Source organism: Mesorhizobium sp. M1406 (assembly GCF_040317555.1).
GTDB lineage: Bacteria > Pseudomonadota > Alphaproteobacteria > Rhizobiales > Rhizobiaceae > Mesorhizobium.
Genome location: NZ_JAMYKW010000060.1, coordinates 1 through 19,539, shown reverse-complemented (window position 1 = coordinate 19,539; position 19,539 = coordinate 1). Strand labels below are relative to the sequence as shown.

At 63.4% G+C, this 19,539-nt stretch carries 19 protein-coding genes; 9 read left to right on the top strand and 10 right to left on the bottom strand.

Going from position 1 to position 19,539, the window contains the following annotated elements:
* The first annotated feature begins 139 nt into the window (after positions 1–139).
* On the top strand, positions 140–352 hold the full coding sequence (locus NKH03_RS28990) for a cold-shock protein (protein ID WP_010910991.1): 213 nt from the start codon (positions 140–142) through the stop codon (positions 350–352).
* A gap of 438 nt (positions 353–790) precedes the next feature.
* Here the strand turns inward: NKH03_RS28990 and NKH03_RS28985 are convergent, their stop codons facing one another.
* From NKH03_RS28985 to NKH03_RS28975, 3 genes are all read right to left on the bottom strand, one after another.
* Entirely contained in the window at positions 791–1,345 is a 555-nt protein-coding gene (locus tag NKH03_RS28985) for a glutathione S-transferase family protein (protein ID WP_352972259.1), read from the bottom strand.
* A 272-nt stretch (positions 1,346–1,617) separates the two neighbouring features.
* On the bottom strand, positions 1,618–2,466 hold the full coding sequence (locus NKH03_RS28980; RefSeq protein WP_352972257.1) for an EAL domain-containing protein: 849 nt from the start codon (positions 2,464–2,466) through the stop codon (positions 1,618–1,620).
* Complete coding sequence (locus tag NKH03_RS28975) at positions 2,463–3,356, bottom strand: EAL domain-containing protein (protein ID WP_352972256.1); 894 nt, start codon at positions 3,354–3,356, stop codon at positions 2,463–2,465. Before NKH03_RS28975 ends, NKH03_RS28980 begins: the two co-directional genes overlap by 4 nt.
* Before the next feature lie 218 nt (positions 3,357–3,574).
* Here NKH03_RS28975 and NKH03_RS28970 point away from each other — a divergent pair, with 218 nt between their 5' ends.
* The gene (locus NKH03_RS28970; RefSeq protein WP_352863779.1) at positions 3,575–4,777 is read left to right on the top strand and encodes a pyridoxal phosphate-dependent aminotransferase; all 1,203 of its coding nucleotides are present in this window, start codon (positions 3,575–3,577) and stop codon (positions 4,775–4,777) included.
* Positions 4,778–4,967: 190 nt separating this feature from the next.
* On the opposite strand, the gene NKH03_RS28965 is transcribed toward NKH03_RS28970, so the two are convergent.
* Positions 4,968–5,363 carry a (R)-mandelonitrile lyase gene (locus NKH03_RS28965; RefSeq protein ID WP_352863782.1) on the bottom strand — a complete coding sequence of 132 codons (396 nt, stop codon included), beginning with the start codon at positions 5,361–5,363 and terminating at the stop codon, positions 4,968–4,970.
* A 311-nt stretch (positions 5,364–5,674) separates the two neighbouring features.
* On the opposite strand from NKH03_RS28965, the gene NKH03_RS28960 reads away from it, so the two are divergent.
* Together NKH03_RS28960 and NKH03_RS28955 are read left to right on the top strand one after the other, a co-directional pair.
* On the top strand, positions 5,675–7,726 hold the full coding sequence (locus tag NKH03_RS28960) for an elongation factor G (RefSeq protein WP_352972255.1): 2,052 nt from the start codon (positions 5,675–5,677) through the stop codon (positions 7,724–7,726).
* A gap of 726 nt (positions 7,727–8,452) precedes the next feature.
* Positions 8,453–8,956, top strand: coding sequence for a methyltransferase family protein (locus NKH03_RS28955; protein ID WP_352972254.1), 504 nt, complete (start codon positions 8,453–8,455; stop codon positions 8,954–8,956).
* Positions 8,957–9,119: 163 nt separating this feature from the next.
* On the opposite strand, the gene NKH03_RS28950 is transcribed toward NKH03_RS28955, so the two are convergent.
* Entirely contained in the window at positions 9,120–10,016 is an 897-nt protein-coding gene (locus NKH03_RS28950; RefSeq protein WP_352863788.1) for a LysR family transcriptional regulator, read from the bottom strand.
* Between the two features lie 79 nt (positions 10,017–10,095).
* Positions 10,096–11,070, bottom strand: a complete 975-nt coding sequence (gene trxB, locus NKH03_RS28945) for a thioredoxin-disulfide reductase (RefSeq protein WP_352972253.1) — start codon at positions 11,068–11,070, stop codon at positions 10,096–10,098.
* 252 nt (positions 11,071–11,322) lie between these two features.
* Here trxB and NKH03_RS28940 point away from each other — a divergent pair, with 252 nt between their 5' ends.
* Together NKH03_RS28940 and NKH03_RS28935 are read left to right on the top strand one after the other, a co-directional pair.
* The gene (locus NKH03_RS28940) at positions 11,323–11,802 is read left to right on the top strand and encodes an Lrp/AsnC family transcriptional regulator (RefSeq protein ID WP_352972252.1); all 480 of its coding nucleotides are present in this window, start codon (positions 11,323–11,325) and stop codon (positions 11,800–11,802) included.
* 225 nt (positions 11,803–12,027) lie between these two features.
* Positions 12,028–12,822 (top strand): glycosyltransferase family 2 protein, encoded by a 795-nt coding sequence (locus NKH03_RS28935; protein ID WP_352972250.1) that lies wholly within the window; start codon positions 12,028–12,030, stop codon positions 12,820–12,822.
* 4 nt (positions 12,823–12,826) lie between these two features.
* Here NKH03_RS28935 and NKH03_RS28930 read toward each other — a convergent pair whose 3' ends face one another.
* From NKH03_RS28930 to NKH03_RS28915, 4 genes are all read right to left on the bottom strand, one after another.
* The gene (locus tag NKH03_RS28930) at positions 12,827–13,486 is read right to left on the bottom strand and encodes an HAD family hydrolase (protein ID WP_352972248.1); all 660 of its coding nucleotides are present in this window, start codon (positions 13,484–13,486) and stop codon (positions 12,827–12,829) included.
* Positions 13,479–14,051, bottom strand: coding sequence for a D-sedoheptulose-7-phosphate isomerase (locus NKH03_RS28925; protein WP_352972246.1), 573 nt, complete (start codon positions 14,049–14,051; stop codon positions 13,479–13,481). Before NKH03_RS28925 ends, NKH03_RS28930 begins: the two co-directional genes overlap by 8 nt.
* Before the next feature lie 7 nt (positions 14,052–14,058).
* Entirely contained in the window at positions 14,059–15,552 is a 1,494-nt protein-coding gene (rfaE1, locus tag NKH03_RS28920; RefSeq protein WP_352972245.1) for a D-glycero-beta-D-manno-heptose-7-phosphate kinase, read from the bottom strand.
* 138 nt (positions 15,553–15,690) lie between these two features.
* Entirely contained in the window at positions 15,691–16,320 is a 630-nt protein-coding gene (locus tag NKH03_RS28915; RefSeq protein WP_352972244.1) for a LysE family translocator, read from the bottom strand.
* A gap of 163 nt (positions 16,321–16,483) precedes the next feature.
* On the opposite strand from NKH03_RS28915, the gene rfaD reads away from it, so the two are divergent.
* Genes rfaD through waaC form a run of 3 tightly spaced genes read left to right on the top strand, consistent with a single transcriptional unit; the run spans position 16,484 to position 19,418 of the window.
* A complete protein-coding gene (gene rfaD / locus NKH03_RS28910; protein ID WP_352972242.1) occupies positions 16,484–17,452 on the top strand; it encodes an ADP-glyceromanno-heptose 6-epimerase in 969 nt (322 codons plus the stop codon).
* A complete protein-coding gene (gene waaF / locus NKH03_RS28905) occupies positions 17,425–18,432 on the top strand; it encodes a lipopolysaccharide heptosyltransferase II (RefSeq protein ID WP_352972241.1) in 1,008 nt (335 codons plus the stop codon). Before rfaD ends, waaF begins: the two co-directional genes overlap by 28 nt.
* Positions 18,429–19,418: a lipopolysaccharide heptosyltransferase I gene (gene waaC, locus NKH03_RS28900; protein WP_352972239.1), complete on the top strand. Its 990-nt coding sequence runs from the start codon at positions 18,429–18,431 to the stop codon at positions 19,416–19,418. Before waaF ends, waaC begins: the two co-directional genes overlap by 4 nt.
* The last annotated feature ends 121 nt before the right edge of the window (positions 19,419–19,539 follow it).

Genomic DNA, 19,539 nt, shown 5'->3' with positions numbered 1-19,539 from the left:
GCCTTCCATTGATATTTCGGCCGATCGATCCGGGCCTCGCGATCTTCGCGTTTGCTGACGTCTATCTCCAAAATCTCGATGCACACCGGCTGGACTTCGGTCCGGTCAATCTAAAGCAAATGTTGAAGGACTATCTAAAATGGCAACAGGAACGGTCAAGTGGTTCAACGCCACCAAGGGCTTTGGCTTCATTCAGCCTGACGCGGGCGGCGCGGACGTTTTCGTCCACATCTCCGCTGTTGAGCGTGCTGGGCTGTCGACCTTGGTCGAAGGCCAGAAGATCAACTTCGAGATCGAGCAGGACCGCCGCACTGGCAAGTCGTCCGCTGGGTCTCTGAGCAAGGCAGCCTGATTTTGCGATAGCGCGCGCCGGGCGAGAGCCCGGGGCGCGCGGCAAGTCACGGATGTACTGACAGTCGCGCGAGAAGCGCGCCGGAGCGGAAAGACCGACAAGCTGGATCAGCAGATAGCTGCCAGCCCGGACCGGACGCTCCCGATCAGGCTACCAAGCATGGAAGGCGGGATTTTTCCCGCCTTTTTGCTGTCTGGGGTTTAGGTGGCGACAATTGGCGAAACCGGCGAGACAGCGTCCTTCTCCCCGTCTCTATACGGGGAGAAGTGCCCGGCAGGGCGACGAGGGGCAGCGCCGACGCTTCAAGAGGGACGATCGCAGAGCCAAGCACACAACCGAAGGCTGGCGCCGCCCCTCATCTGGCTGCCGCCATCTTCTCCCCGTATAGAGACGGGGAGAAGGACGCCTCGCCGAGGTTTTCGCCAATCGCCGAAAAGCTTACCCCAGCCACTCGATCGGCACATGCCCCGGATCGGCCTCCACCCTTTTCAGCCAGGCGGCGACAGACGGATAGGCGTCGAGCTGGAAGCCGCCCTGCTCCGCCGTATGCGTATAGGCATAGAGCGCGATGTCGGCGACGCTGAGCGCCCCGCCGGCGAAGAAAGCATTGTCTTCCAGATGCTTGTTCATCACGCTCAGCGCCTTGTTGCCGCGCTCCAGCGTCACCGCCAGCCGCTCCGGAGTCGCATCCCCTGCTCTTTCGGGAAAGGTCAGCAGCGCCTTGCGCACGGCGATGTAGGGCTCGTGGCTGTGCTGCTCGAAGAACAGCCATTGATAAGCGAGCCCCCGCTCGTATCTGTCGACCGGCAGGAAGCGCGTGCCTTCGGCGAGATAGAGCAGGATGGCATTGGACTCGGCCAGGCGACGGCCGTCGTCGAGTTCGAGCAGCGGCACCATGGCGTTCGGGTTCTTGGCGACAAAATCGGCTTTGCGCGTATCGCCGGTGTGCGAACTCACCTCGACATTGGTGAAGGCAAGGCCAAGCTTGGCCATCAGCAGGCGCGGCTTGTAGCAATTGCCCGCTGTCGATCATGCCGTAAAGTATCATGGCTGTTCCCCGGAGCGCTGTCTCTGCTGCCGCGATTATCGCAGCGGCGGTGCCCTCAACCAATGATTTGTTTTGGTACGACGATCAGCGCCGCTGATGTGTGAATACCGGCGACCTAATGCATGTCGCCCAAAAGTGACCTCGGTTTTGGGAGGACGACATGCATAAAACAAAGACCTAAAGCGCGTCGCCTGAATCCGTTCAAACGCGACGCGCTTTAGCCAAACAGCGGGATGACATTGCCTATATTGCCAAGCAGCGTGTCGATGTGCAGCGGCTTTTCATCAAATATCGTGCCGGCAAGCGCCGGACGGGCGAGAAGAAAACCCTGCAGAAGATCGACGCCGCCTTCGAGCGCGACGCGAAGATGGGTGGGCTGCTCGATGCCTTCGACCAGCACCTTGGCGCCGCGGTCATGCAGACTGGAAACCAGCGGGCGGAAGAACCGTTCGGCGGCGGCGTGGCGGCAGAACTCCGCGAACCATGTGCCGTCGATCTTGACGATGTCGGGCTTGAGCAGGTTCACCCGCTCCTCGGTCGAGTGCCCGGTGCCGAAATCGTCGATGGCGATGCGGATGCCGTCGCGCCGCATTTCGCGCGCCAGCCGGGCAAGAAGCGTGTCATCGGCCGCCTGTTCGGTGATTTCGCAGACCAGCATGCCCGGCGCGAGGCCGAACTCGCCGAGGTGCCTGGTCATCAGCCGGATCTCGGCCAGCGCCCGCCCGGGATGGTCGTTGATCAGCGGATTGTAGTTGAAGAACAGGTCGAGCCCGTCGACGCCGATGTTGCAAAAATTCCTGAGGTGCAGCGCCCGGCACATGGTCTCGACGAACAGCCGATCCGAGGCGGCAATGCTGTCGAAGAAAACCCGTGGCGCACCGGGGCGCCCGGCGCGGTGCGGCTCGATCAGGGCTTCGACCGCGACCGCGTGAAGGAACCGGCCACGCGGCGCGAAAATCGGCTGATAGGCGCTGCGCAGCCGGAACTCGCCATGAATGCCGTATGCGATGCCGACTTCGTCGACCCAGATCGCATCGCCGACATTGCGCCGCCGCTCAAGCCTCATGGCGCCACCCTGCGTCCGAACGCCTTCACCTGCCGCGCCGAATGCGGTGCCGGAGCAGGAGCAGGCGTGTCGGCGGCAGCGGCGACTGGTGCCTGCCTTTTCTTGTCGAGGACGCCAAAACTGGTCGGCGCCAGTTCGGGCCGCGCCAGCACGAAACCCTGCACCATCGACGCTCCCGATTTCTCGGCAAGCTCCAATTGCCAGCTCTCCTCGATACCTTCGAACACCGTGCGGATGCCTTGTGCCTCGAAACTTTTCACCATGGTGGTCAAGAGCGCGAAGCCGGCGCCGGATTCCATCAGTTGCGTGATCCAATAGGCATCGAACTTGACGATATCCGGCTTCAACTCCTTGACGCGGTTGATGTCGGAATCGGCGGCGCCATAATCGTCGACGGCGATGCGAAAGCCGTTGGCCCTCAGTGCCGCGACGAAACTGTGCAGGGTTTCCTGCGACGCCGAGCGCTGCTCGGTCACTTCGCAGACGACCCGGCGTGGATCGATGCCGGCCTCATGCAGCACCAGCCGCATTTCGCGCAAGGCGGCGTCGGCAACGGGGCGTTCAGTGAACACCGACGGGTCGAAATTGACGAAGATCGACGCCTCTTGTGGCAGGCAGGCGCCGGCGTTCAGAAGATGCAGCGTCCTGGTCAGCGCCTCGATATGCAAACGGTCGGCGGCTGGGCAGGCCGAGAAGAAATTCATCGGCGATTGCGGCTCGCCGTCGCGGAACGGCCGGATCAACCCTTCAAACGCGACCACCGACAGCTTGCCTTCGTTGAAGGCAAAGATCGGCTGGAAGGCACTCCGCAGCGTGTAGATGCTCCAGACACCGGTGGAGGTGCCGTCGTCTTGACGGATGATGTGGGCAAGCCCGATGCTGCGCGACACGGTTCCTCGCTCCGCGACCTGGCGGAATTGGTCTGCGATCCTGCCACTCAAGCCTCTACCGCTCGTTAATGAATTTATTGTTGCCGATCACGGTCCCGATCACGGGTCATTGACGGCTGGATCAGCCGACAATGCTTGCACTGCGCGAAATCATGCGACATGAGAAGCGCCGCGGCCGCTCCCGGTCGCACCGATCTTCCATGGAGACGTTCAAGGTCATGGCCTTTCTTGCCGACACCCTTTCCCGCGTAAAGCCTTCCGCCACCATCGCGGTGACGCAGAAGGCGCGCGAGCTGAAAAATGCCGGCCGTGACATTATCGGCCTCGGCGCCGGCGAGCCGGATTTCGACACGCCCGACAACATCAAGAATGCTGCGATCGAGGCGATCCGCCGGGGCGAGACCAAGTATCCGCCGGTTTCGGGCATCGTGCCGCTGCGCGAGGCGATCTCGAAGAAATTCAAGCGCGAGAACAATCTCGACTACAAGCCCGAGCAGACCATCGTCGGCACCGGCGGCAAGCAAATCCTGTTCAACGCCTTCATGGCGACGCTGAACCCGGGCGACGAGGTCATCATCCCCCGCCCTTACTGGGTCAGCTATCCCGAGATGGTGGCGATCTGCGGCGGCACCTCGGTGTTTGCCGACACCTCCATCGACAACGGCTTCAAGCTGACCGCTTCTGTGCTGGAAAAGGCGATCACGCCGCGCACAAAGTGGCTGCTGATGAACTCGCCGTCGAACCCGTCGGGCGCCGCCTACACCGAAGCCGAACTGCGCGCGCTGGCCGACGTGCTGTTGAAGCACCCGCATGTCTGGACCCTGACCGACGACATGTACGAGCACCTGACCTATGGCGACTTCGTCTTCAAGACCATCGCCGAGGTCGAGCCGAAGCTCTACGAACGCACGCTGACCATGAACGGCGTGTCGAAAGCCTACGCCATGACCGGCTGGCGCATTGGCTATGCGGCCGGTCCCGTCCAGCTGATCAAGGCGATGGACATGATCCAGGGCCAGCAGACATCGGGCGCCTGCACCATCGCGCAATGGGCCTCCGTCGAGGCACTCAACGGCCCGCAGGACTTCATCGCCAGGAACAAGGCGATCTTTCAAGGCAGGCGCGATCTCGTTGTCTCGATGCTCAACCAGGCGCGCGGCATTACGTGTCCGTCGCCGGAAGGCGCTTTCTACGTCTATCCCTCCTGCGCCCAGCTGATCGGCAAGAAGACTAAAGCCGGCAAGCTGATCGACACCGACGAGACCTTCTGTTCGGAACTGCTCGAGGCCGAGGGCGTCGCCGTGGTATTCGGCTCGGCCTTTGGCCTTGGCCCCAACTTCCGCATCTCCTACGCCACCTCGGAGACGCTGCTGGAGGAAGCCTGCACGCGCATCCAGCGCTTCACGGCATCGCTGACCTGATCAGGCCGGCACTGAAACAGTAAACCAGGCTTCACCGCCGGGTTTCTGATCGCGCTGTGAGCCTTCTCGCCTCTTTGCCCGAGTGCGCCTCGACCGGAGCCAGCATGGCGACCAGCCGTGCGGTGGGTGGTGAGGAACGCGGCAATCGCCGCCGTCAGCATCGCCGCGCGGAACCCGCCGGGCTCGGCACTCAGCCGCCATATTGCTCCGCGGTCACCGCTTCCAGCCAATCGGCATGGACGCCGTCGATTGCCTCCTGCATGGCAATATGCGTCATCGACGATGTAAGCGCCGCGCCGTGCCAGTGCTTTTCACCGGGGGCGAACGAGATGACGTCGCCGGCCCTGATCTCCTGGATCGGTTCGCCCCATGTCTGCGCGAGACCGGCGCCCACGGTGACATAGAGTGTCTGACCAAGCGGATGCGTATGCCAGTGGGTGCGCGCGCCCGGCTCGAAGCTGACCAGCGTGGCCCGCAGCCGCGCCGGCGCCTCTTTCTCGATGATCGGCGTCTGCAATACCCGGCCGGTGAAATATTTGTCTGGCGCTACGATGGTCGGCACGCTGCCGCAGGCAATGATCTTCATGGTCTATGGTCCTTGAACGGAGGGCGACGGGTCGCCCATCCCAGTTTCGACCGATATCGGCCAACGTGCAACAGTGTTCGACCGCCAGACGCCCAGCGTCCGAGCAGCGCGTGTCCGCGGCCGAGTGCCGGATTTCTATTTTTCTTGCCCTGCCGGCAAACAAGTGGGACGATGGCTTTGGGCAGGTAGCGAAACGAAAAGAACCGCCCGCGACGGTCGAACAGGCCGGCCGCCGCTCCAGGACCGATTGACCACGCCTGAACCATGAATGCCAGTCGGTCCTACGGGAAACGCCTGAGTGGAGGTCAGTCATGGGTACTCGCGCCGGAGGACGACGCACGGGACCGAAATGCATTGCCATAGTCGGTCCCTTCGCAAGCGGTAAGACGACACTTCTCGAAGCCATTTTGGCCCGTACGGGCTCAATTCCCCGACAAAATCCCGTTTCATCAGGCAATACCGTTTCAGATTATTCGCCCGAGGCGCGGGCTCATGCCATGAGCGTCGAGGCGACAATCGCCACCACCGAATTCATGGGCGAGCAGATTACCTTCGTCGATTGTCCCGGCTCCATCGAATTCTCCTTCGAGGCCGAGCCGGTGCTGGCAGCCTGCGACCTTGCTGTGGTCGTTGCCGAGGCCGACGAAAAGAAGATCCCTGCCCTGCAGTTGATCATGCGCAAGCTCGACGATCTCGGCGTGCCGCGCATCCTGTTTCTCAACAAGGTCGACAAGGCAATCACCGGTGTGCGCGACACGCTGAAGATGCTGCAGCCGGCAAGCTCGGTGCCGTTGCTGCTGCGCCAGATTCCGTTGCGCAAGGACGGCGTCGTAATCGGTTCGATCGACCTGGCGCTGGAGCGTGCCTACATCTATCGCGAATATGCCGAGAGCGAAGTGGCCCAGATACCGGGCGACGACAAAGCGCGCGAGCTCGAGGCACGCTTCTCCATGCTGGAGACGCTGGCCGACCATGATGACCAGCTGCTGGAACAGCTGCTCGAAGAAATCGAGCCGCCCAAGGATGCCGTCTTCGACGACCTTGCCGCCGATCTGCGCGATGGCGCGGTGACGCCGGTGCTGATCGGCACCGCCGAGAAAGGCAACGGCGTGCTGCGCCTCTTGAAGGCGATCCGCCACGACGCACCCGACATCGAGGCGACCCGCAAGCGGCTCGGCGCAGCCGACGGCGCGGCCACCCTGGTCCAGGTGATCAAGACCATCCACACGCCGCATGGCGGCAAACTGTCGGTGTCGCGCATCCTCTCCGGCCAGGTCGTCGACGGCTCCGAACTTTGGCTGCCCAGCGGCGATACGGCCAAGGTCTCCGGCATTTACCGAATGCTCGGCAAGGACCAGGTCAAGCTGACCATCGCCAAGGCCGGCGACACGGTGGCGCTGGGCAAGCTGGACGAGGTCAAGACCGGCCAGACGCTGAGTTCGACCAAGGGCGGCATCAAGCCGCTGATCCAGCTCGAGCCTCCGCAGCCGGTCTTCGCCTTCGCGCTGCGCCCCAAGGAACGCAAGGACGAAGTGAAGATGTCGGCCGCCATCCAGCGGCTGGCCGAGGAAGATCCCTCGCTCAGCCTGCGCCACAACCAGGACTCGGCCGAGACCGTGCTGTCGGGTCATGGCGAGATGCATCTACGGGTCGTGCGCGAGCGGCTGGAAGGCAAGAACCAGATACCGGTCGAAGGCCATGCGCCGGCGGTGCCCTATCGCGAGACGATCCGCAAACCGGTGCAGCAGCGCGGCCGTCACAAGAAGCAGTCCGGCGGCCATGGCCAGTTCGGCGACGTGGTGATCGAGATCAAGCCGCTGCCGCGCGGCTCCGGTTTCCAGTTCACCGACACCATTACCGGCGGCGTCGTGCCGAAGACCTACATCCAGTCGGTCGAAACCGGTGTGCGCGATTATCTGAAGTCCGGGCCGCTCGGCTTTCCCGTCGTCGATGTCGCCGTCAACCTGTCGGACGGCTCGTATCACGCGGTGGATTCCTCCGACATGGCCTTCCAGATGGCGGCCAAGCTGGCGATGAGGGAAGGCATGGCCGCCTGTTCGCCGGTGCTGCTGGAACCTGTGATGAAGGTCGAGATCGTCACGCCGTCCGATGCCACCTCGAAGATCATCGCGCTCATCCCGCAGCGGCGCGGCCAGATCCTTGGTTACGACGCAAGGCCGGGCTGGCCTGGTTGGGATGTCGTCGAGGCAACCATGCCGCAGGCCGAGATCGGCGACCTGATCATCGAACTGCGCTCTGCAACTTCGGGCGTCGCCAGCTACCGTGCCGTCTTCGACCACATGGCCGAACTCACCGGCCGTCTGGCCGACGAGGCGATGAACACCAACGGCAAGGCTGCCTGACCCATAGCACCGTCACACGCCCCTCGAACCCGGTTCGAGGGGCAAAAAAGAAACGACGCCCGGCGGGGACCGGGCGTCGTTTTGTTTGCGGACCGTTTCCTTGGGAGGTAACGGAGGTCCGCCGCATTTGGTGCCGCCGAACGTCGGCGGAAGAAACGGTTCGGACGCGGTAGCCGCCTGAGCCCGGGCCGTCCGAGTGATGCCCCCATCTCCCGTCCGAACCACACCGCGTCCTATGATCGGCGTAGCAGGTCGCGGGCGTCCGCGATATGTTACCAGAGGTTACATGTCACTGTTACGTGGCAATTGTGATGGATTTTTTGGCCAGCCCAGCAGGGAACAGGCAACAAAAAAGCCGGATCAACGAAGATCCGGCTGAGTTTGATTGGAAGTGCCTGTTAAGGCTAACCTCCAGAGGGGAACACTCAAGGGCGCTAATGGGAGGAGAACGCGCCCAGGAGATGATCTATATATGTGCTCATCATGCCCAAGAAACAAGCATCTATTTTGCAACACACGCATGCAAAAAGACACAGGCTGTGGTCTAACCCGTTCCAGAAGCCAATAGGACCAGCAAAATCGTCCAAATGGAGCCATGAACTGGGCGATTGCCACTACAGAATCCCAATCGTCGCTGGTTCTCGGCTCGAAATGCCAAAACTGCGTAATGGCGTGGAAGCGGGCAGCGGGCGTTCATTTCTAAGGCAATTGGAGAGGAGGCAGCCAATGCGGACGTTTTCGGCGATCGCCGGCAGTGCGGCCTTCTTCATTGCAGTCCCCGGCGTGGTTGCCGGGCTGGTGCCTTGGCTGTTGACCCACCGCTGGGGCTTGCCGTGGTCGAACCTGCCGGGCTTTGTCTCCGCTGGCGGGCTTCTGATCGTCGCCGCGATCGCAGCACTCCTGCATGCGTTCGGCCGCTTTGCGCTCGAAGGCCTGGGCACGCCCGCTCCGGTCGCGCCGACCGAGAGACTGGTGATCGGCGGCATCTACCGCCATGTCCGCAACCCGATGTATGTCGCCGTGCTGTCGATCATCCTCGGCCAGGCACTGCTGTTCTCGAGCTGGATTCTGGTCGCCTATGCCGTCATCGGCGCGATCGCCATGGGCTCCTTCGTGCGGCTCTACGAGGAGCCGACATTGGCCCGCCGCTACGGCGCCGAATACGAGACCTACCGCCGCAATGTCCCGGGCTGGCTGCCTCGGCTGACGCCCTGGCGGGAGCTAAATTAGGTCAAAGCAGAGCCACATGGGGCATGTTGAGATTCAGGTTAGGCCGAGCCGAGAGCGGGGGATTCCGAGAACCGGAACGGAGCGGACATTTGGGTCCGTGAGTACCGGAAGCGCAGGAAGCCCTCGTTCGCAGGCCGGCATCACCTGAATATCGATATGCCCCTCAGAAGGACCAGCTTCGGGCCTTGGCAATGATGAAGTCGCGAAAGACGTGCAGCTTGGCCTGGTTCTTCATCGCGTCGGGATAGGCGAAATAGGTGTCGAAGGACGGCACCTCGGTTTCCGGCAGCAACTGCACCAGGTCGGAGTCCTTGCTGATCACGTAGTCGGGCAGCATGGCGATGCCGGCACCACCCTCCACCGCGCGCTTGATCGACAATATGTCGTTGATCTGCAGCGTCGGCACCCTTTGTCCGCCTTCGAAATCGCCGACCGTTTCCAGCCAGTTCAGCTCCGACAGATGCGCGGGCACCGGCACGCCGAAGGTGACGATGCGATGGGCCTTCAGCTCGGCGACCGAAGCCGGCTTGCCGTGCTTGGCGACATAGGAAGGCGCCGCGTAAAGATGGAAATGCACGGTGAACAGGCGGCGCTGGATCAGGTCCGGCTGCTGCGGCTGGCGCAGCCGAATGGCGCAATCGGCCTGGCGCATGGTGAGGTCGAGTTCCTCGTTGGCGAGGATCAGCTGCAGGCTGATTTCGGGATAGAGCTCGATGAACTCCTGTACCCGCTCGGTCAGCCAGCCGGCGCCCAGTCCCACCGTCGTCGTCACCCTGAGCACGCCGGAGGGGCGGTCCTTGGTCTCGGTCAGCCGTGACTTGATGGTCTCCAGCTTCATCAGCACGTCATGCGCCGTGCGGAACAGCATCTCGCCCTGCTCGGTCAGCACCAGCCCGCGGGCATGGCGGTTGAACAGCGGCACGCCGACGTCATGCTCGAGCGCGCTGACCTGCCGCGAGATCGCCGATTGCGACAGATGCAGTGTCTCGGCCGCATGGGTAAAAGACCCTGCCTCCGCCGCAGCGTGAAACACGCGTAGCTTGTCCCAGTCCAACGCCATGATTCCCCTCGTTCTGTTTTGGCGTCTGAATGAAAAATCAGGCTTTTACACGGCGTTTCCAAGCCGCTTTCTGAACTCTCTACTCGGCCGCTTCGCGGTGCACTTCGATACCAGCCAGATACTTCTCCGCCTCGAGTGCGGCCATGCAGCCGAGCCCCGCCGCCGTCACCGCCTGGCGGTAGATGTCGTCGGTGACGTCGCCGGCCGCGAACACGCCGGGCACGTCGGTGCGGGTCGAATCCGGCGCCGTCCACAGATAGCCGTTCGGCTTCTGCTTCAGCTTGCCGGCGAACAGCTCGACCGCCGGTGCGTGACCGATCGCCACGAACACGCCGTCGACCTTGAGGTGCGTTTCTTGGCCGGTCACCGCATGCTTGAGCTTCAGCCCTTCGACCGAAGGCGGCAGCGGCGTCTTGCCGGGACGGCCGGTGATCTCGTCGACGATCGTGTCCCAGATGACGCGGACATTGTCCTTCTTCAAGAGCCGCTCGCGCAGGATGCGTTCGGCTCGAAAATCGCTGCGCCGATGGATGACGGTCACGCTCTTGGCGAGGTTGGACAGGTAGAGCGCCTCTTCCACCGCCGAATTGCCGCCACCGATCACCGCGACATCCTTGCCGCGATAGAAGAAACCGTCGCAGGTGGCGCAGGCCGAGACGCCGAAACCCATGAAGGTCTGTTCGGTCGAGATGCCAAGCCACTTGGCCTGCGCGCCGGTGGCGATGATCAGCGCGTCGGCGGTGTAGGTGGTGCCGGAATCGCCCTTGGCCCGGAACGGCCGCACGTTGAGGTCGACCTCGGTGATGATGTCGTTGATGACGTCGGTGCCGACATGCTCGGCCTGCTTCAGCATCTGCTCCATCAGCCACGGACCCTGGATGGGGTCGGCGAAGCCGGGATAGTTCTCGACATCGGTGGTGATCATCAGCTGGCCGCCCTGCTGCAGGCCAGCGACCAGCATCGGCTTCAGCATGGCGCGGGCGGCGTAGACCGCCGCCGTATAGCCGGCCGGGCCGGAACCGATGATGAGAACGGGCGCGTGCTTGGTGGTCATCTAAAGCCTCTGTGGAGGGGCCGCCGGCAATTGCGGCATGGAAAACTCGTCGCTATCGCGCGTAATGTAAGTGTTGCCCACGACGCCAGCAAGGCAAGTTGGCGTTCGTCCCCGGAAAGCTTTGTCGCACCCTTCCCCCCGCTTGATCCTGCGAAATATTCCGGGGCGAGGGATGGAATGGACAGCGAAGTCGTTTAATTACAAAATCACGCAAGATTCTTGCGCGTTGCCGCTGACTTCTCGAGAGCTCTCATGCCACTCAAGGCCGATCTCGACGCCATCGACTGGAAGATCCTGCGCGAATTGCAGGGCGACGGTCGCATGACCAATGTCGAACTGTCGACCCGCGTTGGCATTTCGGCGCCGCCATGCCTGCGCCGCGTCAAGCGGCTGGAGGAAGCCGGCATCATCCGCGGCTACCGCGCTTTGCTCAACGCGCCGGCGCTAGGCCTCGATGTCGTCGCCTTCTGCCTGATCGGCCTGCATCACCAGGCCGACGCCGAACTGCGCACCTTTGCCGAGCGTACCCGAGGCTGGCCGATCGTGCGCGACGCCTGGATGGTGTCGGGCGAATCCGATTTCCTGCTGCATTGCGTGGCGAGCGACCTCGGCGCCTTCCAGACCTTCGTCATCGAGGAGCTGACCTCGGCCCCCAATGTCGACACGGTGCGTACCGCGCTCACAATCCGCCGCGTCAAGGATGAAGGGCTGGTCTCGTTCGCACAGGCTTGAGCCGGTCGAATGGCGATGCGAATTCCCGGCTTCGCCATATCAGGGCCGCTTTGGCATTCGATAGGCTCTCGTGTAGAAAGCCGGATCGTTCTGCCATGGCCCGCCCTGTTGGTTTCCTAGAGCAATTCCAGGAAAAGTGTGTAACGGTTTTCCGTCGGGAATTGCGTAAAAAAAATGGCGCAAGCAGCGCGAATTCCGAGGACAGTGTGCCGCGGGGGTGCGACCATGACTCGATTTGCTAGCCCGGTTTCGGCGCTCATCATCTGCATGAACGAAGCCGACATGATCGGCCAGTGCCTGGAAAGCGTCGACTTCTGCGCCGAGATCATCGTCGTCGATTCAGGCTCGACGGACAGCACCCTGGATGTCATCCAGGAGTTCATCGCCAAGGGCTACCCGATAAGGCTGTTTCACAACGATTGGCCGGGTTTTCCACGCCAGCGGCAATTCGCGCTCGATCAGGCCACGCGGCCATGGTGCCTTTCGATTGAAGCCGATGAGGCCATCGACGATCTGCTCAGGCAGTCGATCAGGGACGTGACGCAGCCTCGCAATGACGCCATCGACGGATGGTACATAAGACGCCGCGACAAGCTGAAAGGCTATGGCTATGCGCACCGCTGGGTGCTGCACAACAGGCTGCTGCGTCTTTTCCGCCGCGACAAGGCCACCATGGACCTCAACTTGCGGGTCCACGAATCGTTCGAGGTGCCGGGCGAAACCGGCACGATTGAAAATGGCGTGCTGCTGCATCGCCGCGAAATGACCGTCGCGGAGGACCTGGCAAGGGCCAACACCTATTCCGGTCTCAAGGTTGCCACGCTGCTCGAAAGAGGCAAGAAGCCCGGCCTTGTGAAACTGGTGCTGTCGCCGCTCGGCAACTTCCTGAAATTCTACCTGGCCAAGCGCTACTTCCTGTGCGGCCGGCACGGCTTCGTCTATTCAATGATGGTGATGGTGTATTCGTTCGCCACCGAGGCCAAGCTTTATGAAGCCTGGCGAGACAACGATCCGGTGTGAGCCGTCACGGCTGGTCCGACACGGCGCCAAGTGCCGCTATCCCGGTGAGCAGGCCGTCGAAATCCTCGCGGTCGCGCAAGGGCCTGACGGTGAAGCCCGGTTGAACAGCCGCTTGCCCGTCGACCAGCCAGCCCCGCGAGAGGCCGGCGCGCTGTCCCGCCTCCATGTCGGCCGGCTTGTCGCCGACGATCAGCGAACGCCGCAGATCGAGCCCGAGGCGTTTAGCCGCCTCCAGCAGCATGCCCGGATTGGGCTTGCGCATCGGATGATCGGCGATCGCGAGCGGGCCGGAGCCCGCCTCGTGATAGGCGCAGGCGAGGACCATATCCACGAACGCATCGTCGGCGCGCAGCAGCTCGAGCACGCGGCCATTGACGGCGGCGAAATCGGCCCAGCCGTAATAGCCGCGCGCGATGCCCGACTGGTTGGTGACGATGATGACGGGAATGCCTGCCCGGTTAGCGGCAGCGATCACCGCGGCGATATCCTCGCGCAGTACTATTTCGCCCGGATCGTCAGGATAACCGGTATCGAGATTGATGGTGCCGTCGCGGTCGAGGAACAGCGCCGGTGTGCCGGCGGAAAACACCCTCGAGCCGACCCGCTCGACCCATAGGCCGGGTTCCGCCAGCGGATAGCGGCCGGACGTCTTGGGATCAGCCATTGCTGAGGCGCGCTTCGACGACCTCGCACAGATGATGATAGAGGCACAGATGCCCCTGCTGGATGATCGGCGTCGAGGTCGACGGCACGTTGAGGAGAATGTCCGTGAGCGGCTTCAGCTTGCCGCCGGTGTCGCCGGTCAGGCTGATCACCGTCATGTCCATCATTCGCGCCTGTTCGGCGGCGGCGAGGATGCTCGGTGAATTGCCGCTGGTCGAGATTGCCAGCAGCACGCCGCCGGCAGCGCCATGCGCCTCGACCTGGCGCGAAAACACCGTGTCGAAACCATAGTCGTTGCCCCAGGCGGTCAGCACCGCGGCGTTGGCCGGCAGCGCGATGACATTGTAGGCCTTACGCTCCTTGAGGAAGCGGCCGACCAGTTCGCCGGCAATGTGGATGGCATCGCTGGCCGAGCCGCCATTGCCAGCGATCAGCAAGGCTTTCCCCGACGAAAGCGCCGTCACGACAGCGCTCGCCGCCCGCTCCATCTCGCTGGTGAGGTCGCGCTCGACCATGGCTGATATGGCAGCCGCAGAGCGGACCAGGTAATCGTTCAGATCGGACATGAAAACCTCAGTTGGTGGTGCCGCCGGCACGCAATTTGCCAATGGTGCCGGTGGTGCTCTTGCCGGCGACGAGATCGACCAGCACGACCCGTCCGCCGGCTTTCCGCACCACATCGGCGCCAACCACGGTGTCGACCGTGTAATCGGCGCCCTTGACCAGTATGTCGGGCAGCAGCGCTTCGATCAGCGCCAGCGGCGTATCCTCCTCGAACACCACGACCGCATCGACCGAGGCAAGGGCCGCGAGCACGCAGGCGCGGTCGTGCTGGTCGTTGACCGGACGGCCGGCGCCCTTCAGGCGCCGCACCGAGGCATCGCTGTTGAGGCCGAGCACCAGCCGGTCGCACTGGCTGCGCGCCGCATGCAAGAGGCTGACATGGCCGGCATGCAGGATGTCGAAACAGCCATTGGTGAAGCCGACGCTCAGGCCCTCTTCCTTCCACGCCGCGACCATGCGTGCGGCCGATGTGGCATCGAGGATGGCGTCCTTGTGGGCGGTCGGTCCATGCGAGCGGAACAGCGCGCCGGTGAGTTCCTCGACCGTCAGCCGGGCAGTGCCGCGTTTTCCGACCACGACGCCGCCGGCGGCATTGGCGATCGAGGCGGCCATGACGGTATCGGCGCCTACGGCCAACGCCAGCGCGAAGCTCGCGATCACCGTGTCGCCTGCGCCCGAAACGTCGAACACTTCCCGCGCCTGGGTCGCGATGTGGCGCGCCTCTGCCGGTCCGACCACGCTCATGCCCTTTTCGCTGCGCGTCGCGACGACGAAGTCGAAGCCGTGCGCCGAAATCAGTTGGCGTGCTGCGCCGACGATCTCGTCATCGGCGAACACCGCATGGCCGACAGCCTCGCCAAGTTCCTTGCGGTTGGGGGTGATGGCGGTGGCCCCGGCATAGCGCGCATAGTCGCGACCTTTTGGGTCGACCAGCACCGGCTTTCCCGCCTCGCGGCAGATGGCGATCAGGTCGGCGGCGACACCGTCGAGCAGGATGCCCTTGCCGTAATCGGACAGGATGACGATGTCGGCATGCGTCAGTGCGGTGCGGAAATGCCGTATCAGGCCGGCGCGCTCCGCGGCACCCAGCGGCTTGACCTCCTCCTCGTCGAAGCGCAGCACCTGCTGGTTGAGCGCGCTGAAGCGGCTCTTCGACGAGGTCATGCGGCCGCGCTCCTGCGCCAGGCCGGCCGTGTCGGCGCCAAGTTCGCCAAGCATCCGCACCAGGCTGTCGCCCGCCGCATCGGTGCCGATTACCGAAACGGGAACAGCGGTGGCACCGAGCGAAACGATGTTGGCCACGACATTGCCGGCGCCGCCCATCGTTGAGGTCTCGCCGCGCCCGTGCAGCACCGGGATCGGCGCTTCCGGCGAGATCCGCTCAATGACGCCATTGACGAAACGGTCGAGGATGAAGTCGCCGACCACCAGCACGGTGGCCTGGCCGAACCGCGCAATGGCGCGGTGCAGGGGCTCGGGAGAAGGCGGATTGTGCTTGATCATGTCATCTGCGGCGCGCGGGAAAAGTCGATCTCAGAGGTCATAGTGCTCGGATTGCGAGGTCGGTCGGTCTCGGCGAAGCCGATATACCGCAATTCCATGCAGCGCAACGGCAGGGCATGACCGGGACGGCCCGGGCGGTCAGCTCTTCTGCAAGGCGACATGAACACCGAGCCCCACCAGCACCGCGCCGCCGGCCCGCTGCATCAGCCGCTGTGCGTGGCTTGAACGCCGCAAGCGGCCGATCACGGCACCCGCCAGGAACACGCAGACGACATCGGCCGACGAGAACATCAAATTGACTGTCGTGCCCAGCACGACGAACTGCAGCCAGACCGGAAACGCCGCCGAAGCATCGATGAACTGCGGCAGGAACGCCATGAAGAAGATCGCGGTCTTGGGATTGAGCACCTCGACGGTGATGCTCTCGAAAAAGGCACGTCGTGCGGATTTGCGCTCGATCGCGGGCAGCGCCGTATCGCCCTCCGCACGCTTGCGGAACAGCGAGACGCCGAGCCAGATCAGATAGAGCGCGCCGACCAGCTTGACCGCCATGTAGAGCGTCGGCACGGCGTGAAACAGCACCGACAGACCGGCGGCGGCGGCGAAAACATGCACGTAACCGCCCAGATGGATGCCAAGTGCCGCAGTGAGGCCGGACCAGCGGCCGCGTGCCATCGTCTGCGCGGCGGCATAAAGCATAGCGGGGCCTGGGATGGCGAAGATCGCCGTGGTGGCGAAAAACGCCAGGAGCAGTTCGGTCGACGGCATTATTGGTCCCTCACGATCATGCCGAGCGGCACAGACCGACTGAAGCGGAAGCTTTGTGGCACCACTGTGACATCCGCTCCACTGCCTGCTTTATCGACAGCCCACCCTACCTCCCTTATAAGGGCCGGAATCGGCAAGTGAAACGCGTATCAGGGCCAGCAACATGATCATCGTCACGGGCGGCGCCGGCATGATCGGCTCCAACATCGTCGCCGCTCTGAATGCCGAAGGCCATGACGACATCCTTATCGTCGACGATCTCACCGACGGCCACAAGATCGCCAACATCGCTGACTTGCGGATCGCCGACTATCTCGACAAGGATGATTTCCTGCCCCGCATGGAGGCCGGCTCGCTTGGCCGCATCGAGGCCGTCTTCCACCAGGGCGCCTGCTCGACCACCACCGAGTGGAACGGCAAATTCATGATGGAGGTGAATTACGCCTTCTCGAAACGGCTGCTGCATGCAAGCCAGGCGCTGCGCGTGCCCTTCCTCTACGCCTCCTCCGCTTCCGTCTATGGCGGCGGCTCGGAGTTTCGCGAGGATACGGCGCTCGAGCGGCCGCTCAACGCCTACGCCTATTCCAAGAAGCTGTTCGACGACTATGTCAGGCGAACGGTGTTCGCCGGGCGCACGGTCTTCGATACCGACCATTCGCAGGTCGCGGGCCTGCGCTATTTCAACGTCTACGGCCCGCGCGAAGCGCACAAGGGCGCCATGGCCTCGGTCGCGTTCCATCTGTTCAACCAGGTCGAACGCGGCGAAAACCCGAAACTGTTCGGTGCCTATGACGGCTTCGGGCCTGGCGAACAAAGCCGCGACTTCATCCATGTCGGCGATGTCGCCGACGTCAATCTGTGGCTGTGGAAGCGGGAGCTGAGCGGCATCTTCAATTGCGGCACCGGCCGCGCCCAGCCCTTCCGCGCCATCGCCGAAACGGTGATCGACACGCTGGGCAAGGGCGAAATCGAGTTCATCGAATTCCCCGATCACCTCAAGGGCAGCTACCAGAGCTTCACGCAAGCTGATATGTCACGTTTGCGCGCGGCCGGTTACAATGGCCAATTCCGGACAGTGGAAACCGGCGTCAGAGACTATGTCGAATGGCTGAAAGCCCAACGATCCTCGTGATCGGCCCACGCTGGGTGGGCGACATGGTGATGGCGCAGTGCCTGTTTTCGGCGCTGAAGGAGCTGCATCCCAACGCCGCCATCGATGTGCTGGCGCCGGCATGGGCCGCGCCGCTGGTCAAGCGCATGCCCGAAATCCGCCAGCAGATCGACTTTCCGCTCAAACCCGGTGCGCTCGAATTCACCCATCGTCGCCGCTTTGGCCGCCTGCTACACGGCCGCTACGACATGGCCTATATCCTGCCGGGCAGTTGGAAGTCGGCGCTGATCCCGTTCTTTGCCCGCATTCCGCGCCGTGTCGGTCATCTGCGCGAGATGCGCTATGGTCTGTTGACCGACATCGTACCGCTGCCCGACAGCCTCAAACGACGCACCGCGCAGGCCTATTTCGGCCTCGCCCAGGGCGGCAGTTTTCGGGCGCCTCGACTAAGCGTTGACACGAAAAACCAGGTTGACCTGCTCGACCGTTTCGGGCTGACGCCGCAAAAATTCGCGGCACTCATGCCTGGTGCGGAATTCGGCCCGGCCAAGCGCTGGCCGAGCGAAAGCTACGCCGGCCTTGCCCGCGATTTCATGGAAAAGGGCTTGAAGGTCGCGCTTTTCGGCTCGAAGAACGACCGCGACGTGACGGCGGAGATCGCCGCGCTCGCCCCTGGCGTCGTCGATCTCGCCGGCCAGACGCGGCTGGAGGACGCCATCGACCTGATCGCTGCCGCAAGGCTGGCGGTGTCCAACGACAGCGGGCTGATGCATGTCGCCGCTGCCGTCGGCACGCCGATCGTGGCCGTCTATGGCTCGACCTCGCCCGAGAATACGCCGCCGCTGGCCGAGCACCGTGAACTGGTCTGGCTTGGGCTGTCGTGCTCGCCCTGCCACCAGAAAATCTGTCCGCTCGGCCACCTCAACTGCCTGAAGACGCTTGAAGTCGGCCAGGTCGCGGCGGCGGCGGGCCGCCTGCTGGAAATCCCGGCCGCGGCATGAAGGTCCTCATCGTCAAGACATCCTCGATGGGCGATGTCATCCATACCTTTCCGGCTGTCGAGGATACCAGCCTTAACCGGCCGGACGTGACCTTCGACTGGTGCGTCGAAGAGGCGTTCGCCGGCATCGTCGGGCTGCATCCGGCGATCGACAGAATTCACACGGTGGCGATCCGGCGCTGGCGCAAGGCGCTGTTCGACGGCGGCACCTGGTTCGAAGCGGCGGCCTTGCGCCGAACCTTGCGCGATTGCCGCTACGATCTGGTCATCGACGCGCAAGGCCTGCTGAAATCGGCCCTGGTGGCGCGACAAGCCGGCGCTCCGATTGCCGGCTTCGACCGCTCCAGCGCGCGCGAACCGTCGGCAACTCTGTTCTACGACGTCACCTATGCCGTGCCGCGCAACCTGCACGCCATCGAACGGACGCGACGGCTGTTCGGGCTGGCGCTCGGCTATCAGCCCGATCTTTCGAGGCTGGACTCCGGCATTGTGCCGCCGGCCGGCACTCTGGCCGACATCACTGGAAAAACCGCCTTCCTGCTGCACGGAACCAGCCGCGAAGACAAGAAATGGCCCATCCAGGACTGGATCGAAACCGCCCGCCTCTTTGTGGAGCGCGGCCTGACGCCGGTCACCACCTGGTCGAACGACCGCGAAAAAGCCGTGGCCGAAGCGATCGCGAAAGCTGTGCCGTCAACGCTCGTGGTGCCCAAATCATCGCTGGCAGACATCGCCGCCATCATCGGCCGCTCGACGCTGGTCATTGGCGCCGACACCGGGCTGACCCACCTCGCCAGCGCTTTCGGCCTGCCGACGGTCGCGGTGTTCCTGGCAACCGAGCCAGGTCTTACCGGCCCACGCGGGCCCTATGCGTCGACGCTCCTGGCGGTACCTGGGGGGCGTGTTGCGCCGACTGATGTGATGGCGGAGGCTGGCAGGCTGCTGGAGCGCCAGGCGCGTGGTGAGGCCGTCACTGGCAAGAATTGATTTATTCAATCAATTCAATCGGAAAGGTTGGCACTGCCCCTTGTATCTGCACAGGGATGATTTTGTGCGATGGAAGCGACTGAGCCTCGGGCTGGATGGCCATCCGGCCCGAGGCTTGGCG